Source organism: Leptolyngbya sp. AN10 (assembly GCF_050565645.1).
Lineage (GTDB): Bacteria > Cyanobacteriota > Cyanobacteriia > Leptolyngbyales > Leptolyngbyaceae > Leptolyngbya.
On the sequence record NZ_JBNXVP010000003.1, the window covers coordinates 18,820 to 34,796 of the forward strand.

Here is a 15,977-nt window from a genome sequence, read left to right on the forward strand (position 1 = left end):
GATTAGGTGCTTCTATGCTACTTGAGAAAATTTGGATTCTTGGATTGTTTTGATACAAACAAAGATTGAAAAAACTGATGGTAACAGTAGGCTCGATCGACATTGCAATCCCACTAATCCGGTATGATCTTGACCGCTCCTGATTTTGCGTTTCTCTATGTTGTCGCTTCTTTCCAGTTTGATTTTGTCACAAGCTACCCCAACGCCTACACCTACACCAACTCCGACTCCTCAACCTCAAACGATCGTAGAACCTCAAGAAATGCGATCGCTTCCAGGTGAGTTAGATTCGGTCTTCGTCTTTAACAGCAACAGTCCTGAAGTCGTACAGAAGGAAGGAGTTCTACTCTCAACGTTTCCGCCTGCTGGTAAACAATTTCCTACCGCGCATCTCGATCAAGCCTTTTCAGGACGTTTTGACATTTTCGCGCATCATATCGCCAGAGCATTGACTCCAGAGGATTTGAGAACCCTGTATCTGGGAGTGATTGCCAATAATCCAGGTAAAGAGCCGATTACGATCGACATTCTTCAGGGAGCAAGCTATCTCAGCCAACCGGATGCCCCGTTTATTACACTGCCTTCTTCGGCTGGAAATGATGACGGGCAGACGTTTTCAGGTCCTGGAAGTCGTGCAGTCGGCGATGTCTTGCGCGGACTCAGACAAGACATTTTCCCGGCTCAGATTGTGATTCCACCCGGTGAAAGTCGAATGTTGATGAACTTACCGATTCCAGTGAAGACCTTAACGCCGCCTTTGAATGGTCGATCGACGTTAATGAGACTCCGCAGCACTGGAAAAGTTTATCTTGCCAGCTTGGGAATGTTCGCAAAGCAAAATCCTGATGGAACTGAGCGTGAACCGAATTTGCAAGAATGGGAAACATTGCTTGAAACGGCTGATGTTTCAGGTCCGAGAGACAAAACTCCAACGCCGATCGAGCAAACTCAAGGCAATTTCATTTACAGTCGTGTGGCGGGAGTTGCGGTTGGTTCTCAATGGAATGGACGCATTGTGGATCAAGGTCGCGATTTTCTCACGGTTCCTGAAGCTGGAAAAGGCTTCTCGTATGGATTAGCAACTTTGCATCGCGGCACATTAGGCACAGATCAAAATCAAAGTGCAAAACTGATTCGTCGCTATCCAGATACGGCTTATCAAGCTCATGGGAACTATGCGATTCAGTACAGTCTCACGATGCCGTTGGAGAATACTAGCAATCAGGATCGAACTGTTGTTGTCACTGTTGAAACACCATTGAAGCGGGAAGATACGGATCAAGGACTGCGATTTTTGCAACCACCGGGACCGCAGATGAACTTTCGAGGAACAGTGAGACTTAGATATAACGACGATCGAGGTTTACCTCAAACGAGTTATGTTCACTTGGTTCAACGGCGAGGACAACAAGGCGATCCATTGATCACGTTACAAATGAAACCTCAAGAACGGCGGCTTGTGCAGTTTGATTTTCTCTATCCACCTGATGCAACACCCCCGCAAGTCCTGACGGTGAAAACCTTGCAACAACCCGCACAGCCTTAACTTCTCAGGATTGGGGAAAAAGCTCGATCGAGGGTTTTTGCCCTTGAAGAGATGCTGAAGTTTCCCCAATTTCCATTGACAAGGCGTATTATGAATGAACTGTCAGCCTAGCCTGCGCTTATGCAAGACTTATTCTTATTTGCGTCAATCGGACTGATGACGGCTCTCGTATACGTCGTGAGGCAGTTTCGACAAGAGAAGAGCCAGCATACGATCGTGCAGCAGCGATTGAAAGAGGCGAGGGAAGCTGAACAGCTATCCGAGGAAATGATTCGGCAATTGGAGAGGGAGATTCACCAACTGAATCAGGATAAAGAGCTTCTGAAACAACAGTCTGAAAAACTCTACAAGGAAATTGAAGTAGAAATTGAAGTAGAGACTAAAGAATTGCGAGAGCAAGTCAGGCGATTAGAAGAAAGAATTCAGCAATTAGAACAAACGAATTGTCAATTAACTCAAGAGAATCAAGATTTAACGCTGAGTAAGCTTTCAGGAACAAAATCATCAGCAGTTTCAGAGCCAGATGGAGCGATCGTTTTAACTGCGACTGAGCGCGATTTATACCCAAATGAAAGGGGTGAAATTTTAGTAGAAGTTCTGAAAGATTCGCTGAGAAACGTGCGGGAGAATAGTCGAAGGCAGCACATTATCGCTGATATTGTCGCAAATAATTCGTTTGATTCTAATCGCGAAAAAATGAAGGCAGAACTTCAAGAGCTATTTCGAGATTACCGAGATATGAGTCGGGGAACCCGTAGAGCGCTTGAACGGATGGGATTTGAGATTGTTTCTGAGAGTAATCACTATAAGTTAATTTTTCAGAAAGATAATCGTTATATGGTGGCTTTTGCTAAGACAACTAGCGATTGGCGGGCGGGAAGAAATATTGTGGGTCATATTTCTAATTTGTTGCTTTAGGAAAAAATGCCCTCTTAGATAGTTCATCAAAGGGCATGACGAACTATCTAAGAGGTGTTTGAAAAGCAATCGTTCATCGCATTCACCCGCCCGGAAATGAATCTCCGGGCTAATCAGGGGAAGCCCACTGAACTGGGCTAAGGAGATTTATCGAAAACAAATTACCCGCTGTCTTCGGCTTCGCTCAGTCAGCTAGAGATCGCGCCCTGAGCGAAGCCGAAGGGCAGTCTTTCAAGCGGTAAGCTCTTTCGTAGAAATCTCCTAAGAACTTCGTGTTTTACTCCTAGTCCGCTTCAGCGGAGTTTCCTCCATTAGCCCGGAGATTCATTTCCGGGCGGATTCGCAACGCAGCAAAGCCGCTTTTTATCCTTCTTAAACATCCTCTAAGCTTCTACTGGCACTTTCGTTTCTGAAAGCTTCATTTCTCGATCGAGTGCCGCTTGGACAAATCCTCTAAACAAGGGATGCGGACTGCTCGGACGAGACTGAAACTCCGGATGAAACTGCGTTGCAATAAAGAATGGATGCCCCGGAAGTTCGATAATTTCCACCAATCGACCATCTGGAGAGGTTCCACTCACCACATAGCCCGATTCTAGAAACAGATTGCGGTAGGCATTGTTAAATTCATACCGATGCCGATGCCGCTCGTAAATCACCTCTTTGCCATACAGCGATAGGGTTAATGTGTTTGGAGTCAGACGGCAAGGATACAATCCTAAGCGCATCGTTCCACCCAAATCGACGACATCTTGCTGCTCTGGTAGAAGATTGATCACTGCATTCTTCGCTTCAGGAACGAACTCAGCACTGTGAGCACCTTCTAGATGTGCCACATTTCGCGCCCACTCAATCACTGAGCATTGCATTCCCAAACATAGTCCTAAGAAAGGAATATTGTGAGTTCGGGCATATTCGATCGCATTAATTTTTCCATCCACGCCCCGAATTCCAAATCCGCCTGGAACAACGATTCCATCTACATTCGCTAAGTAGTGTTCGGCTCCCTTTTCTTCGATTTCCTCAGAGTTGATCCAGCGAAGATTAAGAGCGCTTCCGGTTGCGATCGCAGCATGTTTCAAGGCTTCGACAACGGAAAGATACGCATCAGATAAACGGACGTATTTTCCAACGATCGCGATTTCAAGCTCTTGGGACGGTTGATACAATCGCTCGACTAACGTTTGCCATTGAGCCAAATTCGGTTCGCGTTGTTCGAGTTGTAAAAGGTCGATCGCTTGAGTTGCGAGTCCTTCTTTTTCCAGTCGTAGCGGCACTTCATAGATACTTGCAGCATCTTGGCAAGTGATCACACATTCTGCCGGAACATCACAGAACTCGGACATTTTCTCTTTCATGCCAGAGGGTAAAGCTCGATCGCTGCGACAGACGAGAATATCCGGTTGAATTCCAATCGATCGGAGTTCTTTCACCGAGTGTTGAGTTGGCTTGGTCTTCATTTCGCCCGCTGCTGGAATCCAAGGAATCAGCGTCACGTGCATATATAAAACATTCTGCCGTCCAACTTCTTTACGAAACTGGCGAATTGCTTCTAAGAATGGCAGCGATTCGATATCCCCAACTGTTCCACCAATTTCAGTGATCACAACATCTGGATTGGTATTTTGAGCAACCCGCAAGATTCGCTCTTTGATCTCGTTCGTAATATGTGGAATGACTTGAACCGTTCCGCCGTTGTAATCGCCTCGACGCTCTTTATTGATCACCGCTTGATAGATCGATCCAGTCGTGACACTATTCAAGCGCGACATCGAAGTATCAGTAAACCTTTCATAGTGTCCCAAATCGAGATCGGTTTCGGCTCCATCTTCGGTTACGAACACTTCACCATGTTGAAACGGACTCATCGTACCCGGATCAACATTGATGTAAGGATCAAGTTTGAGAATCGACACTGAGTAATCTCGTGACTTCAGCAATCGTCCGAGACTCGCGGCTACAATCCCTTTCCCAATGCTAGAAACAACGCCACCCGTAACGAACACAAATTTAGTCATATCCCCCGTGCCGACCTCATGCCAAAACTTTATCCGGTCTATTCTGCCACAGTAGCGCAAAGGTGAGGGGAGAATGTCCGGAGTTTCTCAAGGAATTAAAGGCAACTGTTGAAACATTTCTCGCGTCAATGCGAACGGGATGTGGTACGGTATCTTGTTATTTCAAGGGCGACGATGAAGCGATTCCTGAGCGCGTTAATTCTGGCGGTGTTGACAATGGGGCTGATTGTTACGGCAGCCTGGTCAAAACCTTCTTTGGGCGTGGTGTATCCGCCTCCTGATCACGAGACGATCGCAAAACAAATTTTCTTTATTGGTTCTGCTCCGCCGACAGGTCAAGTGACGATCAATGGCAAGCCGATTCCACGCAGCACAGGCGGGCATTTTGCTCCAAGTTTCCCGCTGCAATTGGGAGAAAATTTGTTCTCAATTCGCTATCAGGATCAAGAAGTCAAACTGAAAGTGACTCGGAATTCCGCTGAACCGCCCGCACCGACTGGAACGAATTTTGGTAAGGATTCGCTGACTCCTGCGAGTGATTTGGCTCGGTTGCCAGGAGAGCCGATTTGTTTAAGCGCGATCGCGGCTCCGAATCAGATGGTGAGTGCGAGAATTGCAGGTCAGGTTTTACCGCTCATGCCACAAACCGCGATCGCGAATCTGCCTGCAAACTCAGGGGTTTTAACCGGACTGGTTCAACCAACGAAGCCTGAATCGACTCAGTACGCGACTTGTATTCAGCCGCAATCGATCGGGAATTTGGGAAAAGTGACGTATCTTTTAGGCAGTAATAGCCAAGAGGCTCCTGGAAAACTTGTGATTCTCGATCCGGCTCGATTAGAAGTGGCTGAAGTCACCGCAGAACAAGGAACCGCTAGAACCGGAGCGAGTACAGATTTTTCGCGTCTGACTCCGTTGCCAAGAGGAACTAGGGCAACAATTACGGCTCGTGAAGGCGATTGGGTGCGGCTCGATTATGGTGGATGGATTCGATCGAGCGAAGTCAAAATCGTTCCTGGGGCAACTCCAGTTCGATCGATGATCCGTGGAATTACATCTCGACGATCGAAAGATTGGACGGAAGTATTATTCCCATTACAAACACCAGTGCCAATCACCGTACAACAGGATCAAAATCGATTTATTCTCACGCTTCACAATACAACCGCGCAAACCGATACGATTCGATTAAGTGATGATCCGGTGATTTCTAGATTGGATTGGGAACAAGTTGAACCTGGAAAGATCGAATATCGGTTTAATCTGAAATCGAATCAACAGTGGGGATATAAGCTCAGATACGAAGGAACAACACTTATTTTATCGCTAAAACATCCACCTAAAACAAAAACGAAATCACTGTCGGGAATCAAAATCTTGATTGATCCGGGACATGGTGGACCTGAAGATCTTGGTGCAAGGGGCGGAACGGGATATCCAGAGAAAGAAGTCGCGCTCATTACCAGCAAAAATCTGCGCGATGAACTGGTAAAACGAGGTGCAACGGTTGTGATGACTCGTGAAGCGGATATCGATTTAGGTCTCGCTGAACGAGTTAAGAAAATCAACGAGACGGAGCCAGCGATCGCACTTTCGGTTCACTACAATGCACTTCCGGATGATGGCGATGCAATCAATACAAAAGGCATTGCAATGTTTTGGTATCAAACTCAGGCGCATGATCTGGCGCTATTTCTGCATAACTATTTAGTAGAGAAGCTCGATCGACCTTCGTATGGCGTGTACTGGAATAATCTCGCGCTGACTCGTCCAACTACCGCTCCCTCTGTCTTGTTAGAGTTGGGATTCATAATCAATCCAACTGAGTTCGAGTGGATTACCAACCCGCAGGAACAAAAGAGACTTGCAGCAACTTTGGCGGATGGGGTCGCTGAGTGGCTTTCCCAGGCTCGATAAAGCTTTTGTAAATCTTATCAAAAGCGGCTTATTGGAGAATTTTCGGATGCTAACTTATAGGGGAATGTGTTAGATGCAACAGAGGTGGGATTGGATCGTGAGTAAACGGATGAGTCTCGTGTTAGCTGTTTTAATCTGTTTGCCTTTGGGATTACTCGTTGCTAAAAAGCTTCAAGCTCGGACTCCTGGAGTCGTTTCAGCTTGTCCTGATCAAGTCCTAGAACAGATTGCGAATCCGGCAAACGTGATTTATCCAGAGAAGGTTGTCGTTGAACCTTGGCAAGGTAGACACAATGTATTTGCAACCTTCAAAGTTCCGGACGGGTATAAAGCGAGCGATGTTGTTGTTGTGACAGTCAAAGGCTCACATCCTTACTGTGGGATTGTGATGCCTTATTCGCCTTCTGGAGTGTCGATCGATCAACGAGTGTTTGGCTGGTTTAGAACTCGCACTGCACTCTGGTTGTTTACCAAAGGGCAACTCAGCCAGTTAGAACAACCCGCAAATTGGAAGTTAGTCGTCGTCAAAAATTCTTGAGAGTATGTTTGGAAAGGGATCGTTCATCGCATCAATCGCCCCTCGAATGGAATTCGGGGCTATCGGAACAAAGTCTGTTGAAACAGGCTGAGGAGCACACTAAAAGCGCCTTTCAGTCCCCTTTAATGGACTTTGATCCGATAGACCGTGATTTTTAATCACGGGCGGAATGCAATCGTAACGAACAATTCTTCTATAATTCTCAAACATCCTCTGAGACTATTTCAATCGATCGATTAAATGATCTCCCACCCGTAACGCATTTGCAATCACCGTGAGTGCTGGACTAACACTGGCACTCGATGGGAAGAAGCTACTATCGACCACATAAAGGTTATCAACTTCATGAGCGCGACAGTTCAGATCGAGTACTGAAATTTGTGGATCTTCTCCAAATCGACAGGTTCCACATTGATGCGCCACGACTTGAATCGGCATGTTACTACGCGGATGTGCGATCCGATTGAACATTCCTGGCTGTAGCGACTCAACTTGCTTAAGCACATCAAACCAGCGATACACTAATCGATCGTGTGCTTCTGCATTACTCACGGTGTAGTCAATGTGCAATTTATCGCCCACAAATCGAATGCGATTCTCTGGATTCGGTAAGTCTTCAGTTTGCAGCCACCAACCGAGCGATCGAGTGGCTAATTGTCGAATTCCCACACCGGGTAGCAATCGTGAAATCGGCGAAAAGACAGGAGGCGCTTCGGTGAAAATGACATCTCGCAGAATGCCACCAGAGTTTTGCACGTGTCCCATCGGATAGTCATAGTCCTTGTCACCCCAGTAGAAATCATTCACGCTGACACTTCGTTGGAACAGTGCAGAGTTTGGATCGGCAGTCAGTTGAATCACAACGGATAGCTGCTGTTTCATCAAGTTGCGACCGACGAGATCAGAACTGTTTGCAATGCCTTTCGGATGCTTCTCGTTCTGCGATCGTATTAATAAAGCGGCTGAGTTAATTGCTCCACAAGAGAGAACAACAATGTTCCCTAAAAATAGATAAGACTGTTCACCAATTTTTGCTTGTACGGCTTTAATCGAGTTGCCTGAAGGATTAGTGTGCAAGCAAACAACCTGGGCAGAAGTTTTTAAGGTGACATTCTCGTATTTGATTGCAGGACTAATCCCAGTATCTTCTGCATCAGTTCGACCTTGCTCGTTTATCCCGATCGGTAAATAAGCAGGATGTAAGTCTTGCTTGGAGAGTCCATCTACAACAGTTTGAATGTGCGACTCATGTTCCACCGGAGCAAAGGGATAGTCTTCGCTGTGAGTGGGTTCGGTGGGGTCATCTCCAAGCTTGCCGTGAACTTGATAGAGCTTTTCGGCTTCGGTGTAGTACGGCTCGAAATCAGAATACTTTAAGCCCCACGCAGGAGAAACGCCGTTTTGGTGCTGAACCGTTTCAAAATCGCGATCGCGCAGTCGCATCAAAACGCCGCTATAAATTTTCGTATTGCCGCCAACACAATAGCTAGTCTGTGGATTAAATGGCTCCCCGTCCCGGTCGTACCATTGTTCTGGAGCATGAAACGTTTCTTTCTTAAAGAGTTCTGTTCCCTGAGCTTCCGAGCTTTCTCGAAGCGGGAAAACGCCTCGTTCTAAAACTAGAATCTTCTTCCCAGTAGGAGCCAGCTTACGCGCCAGAGTACCGCCACCCGCGCCCGTTCCAACAATAATCACGTCATAGTACTGATCATCGACAATCATTGCATTGCTCCTACTGCCAAACGTAGATTAGAACGTACAAGATAATCCAGATAACATCGACAAAGTGCCAAAACAATGATGTCGCTTCAACCCCGAAGTAACCACTATCATAGTTACCCGGAATAAACGATCGACCAAACATCACAGCTTGCAGCAAGATCCCAGTGAGAACATGCAAGCCGTGAAATCCGGTTAATAGATAAAACAGTCCACCAAATACACCAGAAGTAAATCCAAAACTGAGATTGCTCCATTCGATCGCTTGACCCACCAGGAAGTAGCCGCCCATTGCCATTGTTGCTAGGAGAAATGCTCGAAAGCCCCAGAGCTTTTTATCGTGCAAGTAGCATTCAGCCACATAGATCACAAAGCTACTAGATACCAGCACGAGTGTGTTGATCAATGGATCTTTAGTCTCTAGCTGTGTGACTCCAGGCGGATACCAATCGGTTGGATTGTTGGTTTTGAAAACGCTGTAACCCACAAAGAAACTGAGGAAAATCACACTCTCAGATAGCAGGAACACAATAAAGCCGAACTTACTATTTTCAGCGGCTTCATGTGCCTGTTCTTCACGGATGTTGGCTTCAACGGATTCAGAGATCGAACGTTCTGCGGTCATGTTGTAACTCCATCAGCGGGGACAATTTCAGACTGATTCTCGATTAACGGTTGATTCTTGCCGTACTGATAAGGCGGAGAGATGACCACCGGAATTTTTTCAAAGTTCTCAACCGGAGGGGGCGAAGTCGTGAACCATTCAAGCCCGATCGCTCTCCAAGGATTGTTCGGTGCTTTTTCGCCTTGAATCCAGGAACTGACTACATTGAGAATAAACGGTAGCACTGAAATGCCGAGCAGAAAGCCACCCAGACTTGCTAACACATTCCAAACTGCGAACTCTGGATCATACGATGCAACTCGTCGCGGCATTCCCATCAGTCCCGAAAAGTGCATCGGGAGAAAACAAAGTGTTGTACCAATAAAAGTCAGTGCAAAGTGAAGTTTTCCAAGTCCTTCGTAGTACATACGACCCGTCATTTTCGGGAACCAATGATAGAGTGCTGCATAGATGCCAAACACGATCGTGCCGTAAATCACATAATGAAAGTGCGCGACAACGAAATAAGTATTGTTCACGTGAATATCGATCGGGACTGATCCCAACATTACGCCCGTGATTCCAGCAAAGACGAAATTCGTAATTCCAGTCAGCGCGAACAACATTGATGTGGTTAATCTCAGCTTTCCGCCCCAAATCGTTGCAACCCAGCCAAAGATTTTAATTCCAGTCGGAACAGACACGAGCAGCGTCGTAAACATGAATAGAATCCGCATCCAGCCAGGTGTTCCGCTGGCATACATGTGATGCACCCAGACCACTCCACTGATAAACGTAATCAGAAGCGATGAAGTTGCGACGACTCGATAGCCAAATAATGGTTTTCTCGCATACACAGGCAGCACTTCTGAGAACACACCAAAGACCGGAAGCACCATCACATAAACAGCAGGATGCGAATAGAACCAAAAGAAGTGTTGATACAGAACTGGATTTCCGCCGCGCTCTGGGGCAAAGAAGCTTGTTCCTACCGTTAAATCGAACAATAACATCACGGCTCCAGCAGTCAAAGCAGGCAATCCGTAAAGCTGAATCAGTTGGGCAGCGAAGACTGACCAGACAAATGCAGGAGTTCGATACCAGGTCATTCCAGGAGCACGCATTCTTACGATCGTAGTCACAAAGTTCACGCCCCCCAAAATCGAGGACACCCCCGAAATTGCCACCGCTAGAATCCATAACACCTGACCATTGATCAGATTCCCGGTCGGATTCTGTAAGCTCACAGGCGGATATGCCCACCAGCCCGATTGCGAAGGACCACCCGGAACAAAAAAGCTGGCAATCATCAAAATTCCAACGATCGGGATCATCCAAAATGACACTGCATTCAGTCGTGGAAATGCCATATCTCGCGCCCCGATCATCAATGGCACAAGATAGTTGCTTAATCCGACTAGCACCGGAAACGTCCACATGAACAACATGATCGACCCGTGCATCGTGAACAATGCGTTATAGACTGTTCGATCGACCACATCTGCTTCTGGAGTAATCAATTCACCGCGCATTACCATCGATAGCAATCCACCGATCAAAAAGAAAACATACGCGGTCACAATGTACTGAATTCCAATGACCTTGTGATCAGTGCTAAAGCTAAAAAATCGTTTCCAGTTGTCGGGTGCGCCTGGGTAAGGTTGGCGACGTGCCACCTCGATCGCTTCAATCGGAACATTCGTCATAGTCAGTAATCCTAAGTGATTTCTTCTAAGTCGGAGAGCTAGTGGGTTCTTGTTTCGGCGCAAAATTCACTACAGGGGGCGGCGCAGGTTCAACCGTTTTCCAACCGTGTACAACGTTTCTTTGAGCAATCCGAGCATGTTCAACAGCAGCAGGATTGTACGCTTCGGTTGGGGTTTGATTTGCAGCAGTCGCGAGCCATCGATCGTAATCTTCTCTCGATTCAACGACGACATCTGCTTGATTTGATGCGAAGTACGTCCCGCTGTAAATCGAATCGCGCAGTCGATACTTTCCGGTCTGAATTGGCGTGAATTCAAAGTCGATCGTTTTAGTCGGGATCACATCTTGCTTGAGTCGAAAAGCAGGCACATAAAAGCCATGTAGCACATCTTCGGAATGCAAGCTCAGATGAATTCGATGATCGACTGGCAAATGCAGTTCGGTACTGGTGACTTGCTGATCCGGATAGCGGAAAATCCAAGCCCATTGTTTTGCTGTGACATCAATGGTTTCAGTTGGAAGTTGCGGCTTAACATCATCAAGCGGAACCGCGTAAGCTGATTGCATTTCCATTGGATTGTGCAAATGAACGAGTTCCATCGGACCCCGAATCGCCATTGCATCATAGATTTGATAGCTATAAGTTGCAATCCAGAGGACTAACAACAATGGAGCCGCTGTCCAAATAATCTCGATCGTAGTATTCCCTTCAATATGTGGACCGTCCGTAAAGTCATACTTTCCAGCCCGTTGAAACACCATAGAATACAGCACCACCAAGGAAATCCCTAGCAAAATAAACGTGCCGATCCCCGTCAAAATGCTAAACAGTTCATCATACAGCTTGGATTCTGCCGAAGCTTGAGGAGGAAACCAAGAATAAGCCTGTTTTGCCATCCAAAAACTTGCGATCGACAAAAACGCAACAAAAGCACTAATCGATAAAATCGGGCGCAGTTTCATAAGCTCTATAGTCTCAAATCGGGATTTTCGCCTGCTTTAATCAACTGATCTGCGGTGATATGAATGCCAAACTCGCCCCCTAAATGCGCTCCTAAAGTTCCCTGTAGAAACATCAACAGAAAGATGACCAGTCCCGCAGCAATGTAGCTCCACTGCACCTGTCGCGCCATATCTTTTCGCCAAACATAGCGTTGGAATCCCCGCCACACGGTCATCCCAACAATCAATGTTAGGAGCAATACACCGCCAATCCCATGCCAAACCATCGTTGGAAGTGCCTGCAATCCCCAAATGCTCTTAATCTCAGGAATCGGATCAGCCAGCAGCATTTCATAAAAGCCAGAAGCAACCGTGAAAAAGGTAATCACACCCGCCCCAAGCAGATTGTACCAACCGACATCAAACAATCCCGATCGCGTGACTGGAATCGCCAAATACTTGAACAATGCTTTATCTACTGGAAATAGCACCCCGACGATATCAAATGAGATCGCGACGATGAACAATCCCAGTGTTAAATGGACGAGATTTGGATGAATCGGAATAATGTAGGGCAAATGATTTGCGCCCAACTGATCCGCCATTTGATCCAACAGTTCAGTTTTAGTCGTCATAGTTCCCCTCCTCTGGTCGCTTCAACGACTGGAATGCTATGCAAGCCGTACACCCACACCAGCAAGTCACCAAAATAAGTCTGAACGAGTACAAGTCCCACGAGCACGACACTTGCAACCAAATAAGGAACCGGAAGCGGTTTATTCTGCGATCGAATCACATATCGCCATCCCGTCACCGCCGCTAAAATTCCCGACAGTGACCAACCTAGCAGCGTATGAAAATTGAGGGCTGAAACCGCAGCGGCATAAGGTTCTGCTAAACCCGCCTCAATCTGTCCAAAAATCACCGCAATGAAGATAGAAACGGTCGCAAACACCAAATTCCACCAACTGACCTCAGCGAGTTTGGGATTGCGAGTGAAGTAGCTGATGATGTCGCACACGAACGCAAACAGCACCATTGCAATGACGAAATGTACCACGATCGGATGAATCGTATCGGGGTACGGGAGATTATGCTCATTGAGCGGGGGCAGGAGAGAGTCAAACACGGGTTCTCAAAGGTACAACGACGACATTCAACTATGACTAACTTAGAGGACGATCGAGGGTTCCAAGAGCGCTCTACAGTAATGTTTTAATCTTTGATGCTCGGTCAAACTGCCTCAGACATTACAATCACCCGGAGTATATCTTAAGGAATAGATAGAAAAATCCATCTAGAGAAGGGCATGAAAAATTCCTCTATAGCGATCCTATTTGAGTCGTAAACAAAAGAGTGGGGGGTAGGGAGTAGGGAGTCAGGCATCAAAACGGGAGCAACACCCCACTCCCCACTCCCCACTTCTTCACAACCCTCCCTACTTCACAACTCACTTAGGATTGCTATATATTTTCTCTCTCTCAAACTTTTCTTACAGATTGATGCTCGATCGCAATCCCAATGAGTATCATGAATTACTTTTATTAACTTTCCTGGAATCTCACATCTATTCTCTGTTGCATTCGTAGATTACCTATCCCCGATCAAAACGTTATGGTTCAATCAGGCTCCCCCATTCTTTTTGTCAATCCGAGTAGCGGCAATGATAGTGCGAATGGCACTCAAGCATCTCCCCTGAAAACGATTACTCGTGCGCTTCAACAAGCCCGATCTGGAGCAACGATTCAACTGGCTTCCGGAACTTACGACACGAATAGCGGCGAAGTCTTTCCGCTGACCGTTCCCACAGGTGTAGCAATTATCGGAAATGAAGCCAGCAAAGGTAGCGGTATTCTGATTCAAGGGGGCGGAAACTATCTCAGTCCGAGTTGGGCAGGACAAAATGTCACGTTCCGACTCGAAACCAATGCTCAATTACGCGGTGTGACGGTCACGAATCCAAATCAGCGAGGAACTGGAGCTTGGGCAGAATCGACCGCTCCCTCGATCGCGAATTGTACTTTCACAAACTGTAAGCGCGAAGGCTTCTTTGCGACTGGAACTGCGAATCCGATTATTGCAGATTGCGTTTTTGTTCAAAATGATGCAAACGGCGCGACTTTTTCCCGCAACTCAAAAGGTGAATTTCGGCGAAATGTCTGTCAAAACACTGGATTTGGAATTGCGATCGGCGATAATGCTGCACCGCTGCTCATTGAGAACCAAATTCGTCAAAACCGCTCTGGTATCGTTCTCAGTAATGCCTCTCGTCCGGTCTTACGCGGAAATACGATCGAGCGAAATACCGAAAGTGGTGTCGTCGTTTTAGCCTCTAGCGCTCCAAATTTTGGCAGCAGTCAAGATCCTGGAAATAATATCATTCGCGATAATGGCGAAGTCGATCTACAAAATGCGACCAATCCACAAATTTCGATCGTATCGGTTGGCAATCAGTTAAATGCGTCGAGAGTTCAAGGTGCGGTCGATTTTATCGTCAGTCAAGTTCCGACTCCAACACCCACGCCAGTTCCGGCTCCAAGTCCCACACCCACACCAATTCCGGCTCCAAGCCCCACACCGACTCCAATTCCGGCTCCAAGCCCCACACCAATTCCGGCTCCCACACCGACTCCAGTTCCGGCTCCCACTCCTACACCAACTCCTTTACCGCCACCCATTCCAGTTCCGCTGCCGACACCAGTTCCGGCTCCCACTCCTACACCGACACCAGTTCCCGCCCCAACTCCCACGCCAACTCCCGCTCCAACCGCAGGATTAACCGATATTCGTGGACATTGGGCACAACCGTTTATCCAAGCCTTAGTCAGTCGGGATCTAATTACTGGATTCCCGGATAATACTTTCAAACCAGAGAATTCTTTAACTCGCGCTCAGTTTGCAGCGATCGTGGCAAAAACGTTTAATCTTCCACTGAAACAAGCTGCGACGAGATTCTCCGATGTGCCGTCTAACTTCTGGGCAGCCGAAGCAATTACAAAAGCGAATCGGATGGGCTTTATCACCGGATTTCCAGATGGAACATTCCGTCCAGGATTGAATCTGACTCGGACTCAAGCGATCGTCGCTTTAGTAAACGGTCTCGGACTGACTGGAGGAACACAGCAACTATTGGGACTCTATAGCGATCGCGCTCAGATCCCCAGTTTTGCCACCGAAAAAGTTGCCACTGCAACTCAACGCCGCTTGATCGTGAACTATCCGAATGTGTCGCAACTTAGACCATTACAGGAATTAACTCGTGCTGAAGTAACAACGTTTATCTATCAATCTTTAGTTGCGTTAAATCAGGCACAAACGATCGCATCGGCTTACATTGTCAATCCCGATACTGCGAATACTGCTTTCGCGGATGTGACGAACCATTGGGCAAAAGATTTCATTCTGGGCTTATCCGGTCAGAACTTTATCCAAGGATTTGCGGATGGAACCTTCAAGCCAGATGCACCAATGACTCGTGCCCAATATGCGACGTTGCTTGCTCGTGCCTTTAATCCCTCTCCCAGACGATCTGGAATTAGTTTCCCAGATGTGCCTGGAGACTTCTGGGCGAGAAATGCGATCGACCAAGCGTATCGTGCGGGATTCATTTCGGGCTTCCCGGATGGCAGCTTTAAGCCAAATCAGAATGTCACACGATTGCAGTTGGTACTGTCGCTGGTGAGTGGATTTAATCTATCTCCTGCAAGTCCGAATCTACTGGCAGTGTTAGACGATCGTAGTTCGATTCCTCAATCGTTCCAGGATCGGGTTGCTGCGGCAGTTCAAGCAGACATCGTAGTGAACTATCCGAATCAGAAACAGTTCAGTCCCAATCGAGAAGCGACTCGTGCGGATGTCTCGGCAATGGTCTATCAAACCTTGGTGCGAGATGGACGAGTTGCAGCCCTTGATTCTCCGTACATTGTGACGGCATAGAGAGAAGATACGAGCGGCGATCGTTTTTTGGATTGTCGCTCGTATTCAAGCTTTCAGAGTCATATTATCCTCATATTTTTCTGTCCTAGCCTGAATGCAAACGAGACAGAGTTCGATGATTCGGAGATTCGT

Annotated in this window: 12 protein-coding genes; 5 read left to right on the plus strand and 7 right to left on the minus strand. The window is 47.0% G+C overall.

What is annotated here, in order from left to right; translation table 11 throughout:
- Positions 1 to 157 precede the first annotated feature (157 nt).
- Together ACQ4M5_RS04900 and ACQ4M5_RS04905 are read left to right on the plus strand one after the other, a co-directional pair.
- Complete coding sequence (locus ACQ4M5_RS04900) at positions 158 to 1,546, plus strand: DUF3370 domain-containing protein (RefSeq protein ID WP_430674488.1); 1,389 nt, start codon at positions 158 to 160, stop codon at positions 1,544 to 1,546.
- A gap of 120 nt (positions 1,547 to 1,666) precedes the next feature.
- Complete coding sequence (locus tag ACQ4M5_RS04905; protein ID WP_430674489.1) at positions 1,667 to 2,464, plus strand: hypothetical protein; 798 nt, start codon at positions 1,667 to 1,669, stop codon at positions 2,462 to 2,464.
- 383 nt (positions 2,465 to 2,847) lie between these two features.
- Here ACQ4M5_RS04905 and ACQ4M5_RS04910 read toward each other — a convergent pair whose 3' ends face one another.
- Positions 2,848 to 4,482: a CTP synthase gene (locus tag ACQ4M5_RS04910; protein WP_430674490.1), complete on the minus strand. Its 1,635-nt coding sequence runs from the start codon at positions 4,480 to 4,482 to the stop codon at positions 2,848 to 2,850.
- Between the two features lie 174 nt (positions 4,483 to 4,656).
- Between ACQ4M5_RS04910 and ACQ4M5_RS04915 the strand changes: the two genes are divergently transcribed.
- Together ACQ4M5_RS04915 and ACQ4M5_RS04920 are read left to right on the plus strand one after the other, a co-directional pair.
- On the plus strand, positions 4,657 to 6,399 hold the full coding sequence (locus ACQ4M5_RS04915) for an N-acetylmuramoyl-L-alanine amidase (protein WP_430674491.1): 1,743 nt from the start codon (positions 4,657 to 4,659) through the stop codon (positions 6,397 to 6,399).
- A gap of 109 nt (positions 6,400 to 6,508) precedes the next feature.
- Complete coding sequence (locus ACQ4M5_RS04920; RefSeq protein WP_430674492.1) at positions 6,509 to 6,937, plus strand: hypothetical protein; 429 nt, start codon at positions 6,509 to 6,511, stop codon at positions 6,935 to 6,937.
- Between the two features lie 219 nt (positions 6,938 to 7,156).
- On the opposite strand, the gene ACQ4M5_RS04925 is transcribed toward ACQ4M5_RS04920, so the two are convergent.
- From ACQ4M5_RS04925 to ACQ4M5_RS04950, 6 genes are read right to left on the minus strand one after another with little or no spacing between them, the layout of a single operon-like run.
- The gene (locus ACQ4M5_RS04925; protein WP_430674493.1) at positions 7,157 to 8,659 is read right to left on the minus strand and encodes a GMC oxidoreductase; all 1,503 of its coding nucleotides are present in this window, start codon (positions 8,657 to 8,659) and stop codon (positions 7,157 to 7,159) included.
- A 10-nt stretch (positions 8,660 to 8,669) separates the two neighbouring features.
- On the minus strand, positions 8,670 to 9,281 hold the full coding sequence (locus tag ACQ4M5_RS04930) for a cytochrome c oxidase subunit 3 (protein WP_430674494.1): 612 nt from the start codon (positions 9,279 to 9,281) through the stop codon (positions 8,670 to 8,672).
- Positions 9,278 to 10,966 carry a cytochrome c oxidase subunit I gene (gene ctaD, locus ACQ4M5_RS04935; RefSeq protein ID WP_430674495.1) on the minus strand — a complete coding sequence of 563 codons (1,689 nt, stop codon included), beginning with the start codon at positions 10,964 to 10,966 and terminating at the stop codon, positions 9,278 to 9,280. The genes ACQ4M5_RS04930 and ctaD overlap by 4 nt, the downstream gene beginning before the upstream one ends.
- A 25-nt stretch (positions 10,967 to 10,991) precedes the next feature.
- Entirely contained in the window at positions 10,992 to 11,930 is a 939-nt protein-coding gene (locus ACQ4M5_RS04940; RefSeq protein ID WP_430674496.1) for a cytochrome c oxidase subunit II, read from the minus strand.
- 5 nt (positions 11,931 to 11,935) lie between these two features.
- Positions 11,936 to 12,544, minus strand: a complete 609-nt coding sequence (locus tag ACQ4M5_RS04945; RefSeq protein ID WP_430674497.1) for a DUF2231 domain-containing protein — start codon at positions 12,542 to 12,544, stop codon at positions 11,936 to 11,938.
- A complete protein-coding gene (locus ACQ4M5_RS04950) occupies positions 12,541 to 13,038 on the minus strand; it encodes a DUF2231 domain-containing protein (RefSeq protein WP_430674498.1) in 498 nt (165 codons plus the stop codon). The genes ACQ4M5_RS04945 and ACQ4M5_RS04950 overlap by 4 nt, the downstream gene beginning before the upstream one ends.
- A gap of 485 nt (positions 13,039 to 13,523) precedes the next feature.
- On the opposite strand from ACQ4M5_RS04950, the gene ACQ4M5_RS04955 reads away from it, so the two are divergent.
- Positions 13,524 to 15,845: an S-layer homology domain-containing protein gene (locus tag ACQ4M5_RS04955; protein ID WP_430674499.1), complete on the plus strand. Its 2,322-nt coding sequence runs from the start codon at positions 13,524 to 13,526 to the stop codon at positions 15,843 to 15,845.
- The last annotated feature ends 132 nt before the right edge of the window (positions 15,846 to 15,977 follow it).

Coding starts and splice junctions, on each gene's coding strand:
- ACQ4M5_RS04940 (WP_430674496.1), bottom strand. CDS start 11,930: ATGAAACTGCGCCCGATTTTATCGATTAGTGCTTTTGTTGCGTTTTTG.
- ACQ4M5_RS04955 (WP_430674499.1), top strand. CDS start 13,524: ATGGTTCAATCAGGCTCCCCCATTCTTTTTGTCAATCCGAGTAGCGGC.
- ACQ4M5_RS04920 (WP_430674492.1), top strand. CDS start 6,509: ATGAGTCTCGTGTTAGCTGTTTTAATCTGTTTGCCTTTGGGATTACTC.
- ACQ4M5_RS04905 (WP_430674489.1), top strand. CDS start 1,667: ATGCAAGACTTATTCTTATTTGCGTCAATCGGACTGATGACGGCTCTC.
- ACQ4M5_RS04945 (WP_430674497.1), bottom strand. CDS start 12,544: ATGACGACTAAAACTGAACTGTTGGATCAAATGGCGGATCAGTTGGGC.
- ACQ4M5_RS04925 (WP_430674493.1), bottom strand. CDS start 8,659: ATGATTGTCGATGATCAGTACTATGACGTGATTATTGTTGGAACGGGC.
- ctaD (WP_430674495.1), bottom strand. CDS start 10,966: ATGACGAATGTTCCGATTGAAGCGATCGAGGTGGCACGTCGCCAACCT.
- ACQ4M5_RS04930 (WP_430674494.1), bottom strand. CDS start 9,281: ATGACCGCAGAACGTTCGATCTCTGAATCCGTTGAAGCCAACATCCGT.
- ACQ4M5_RS04915 (WP_430674491.1), top strand. CDS start 4,657: ATGAAGCGATTCCTGAGCGCGTTAATTCTGGCGGTGTTGACAATGGGG.
- ACQ4M5_RS04900 (WP_430674488.1), top strand. CDS start 158: ATGTTGTCGCTTCTTTCCAGTTTGATTTTGTCACAAGCTACCCCAACG.
- ACQ4M5_RS04910 (WP_430674490.1), bottom strand. CDS start 4,482: ATGACTAAATTTGTGTTCGTTACGGGTGGCGTTGTTTCTAGCATTGGG.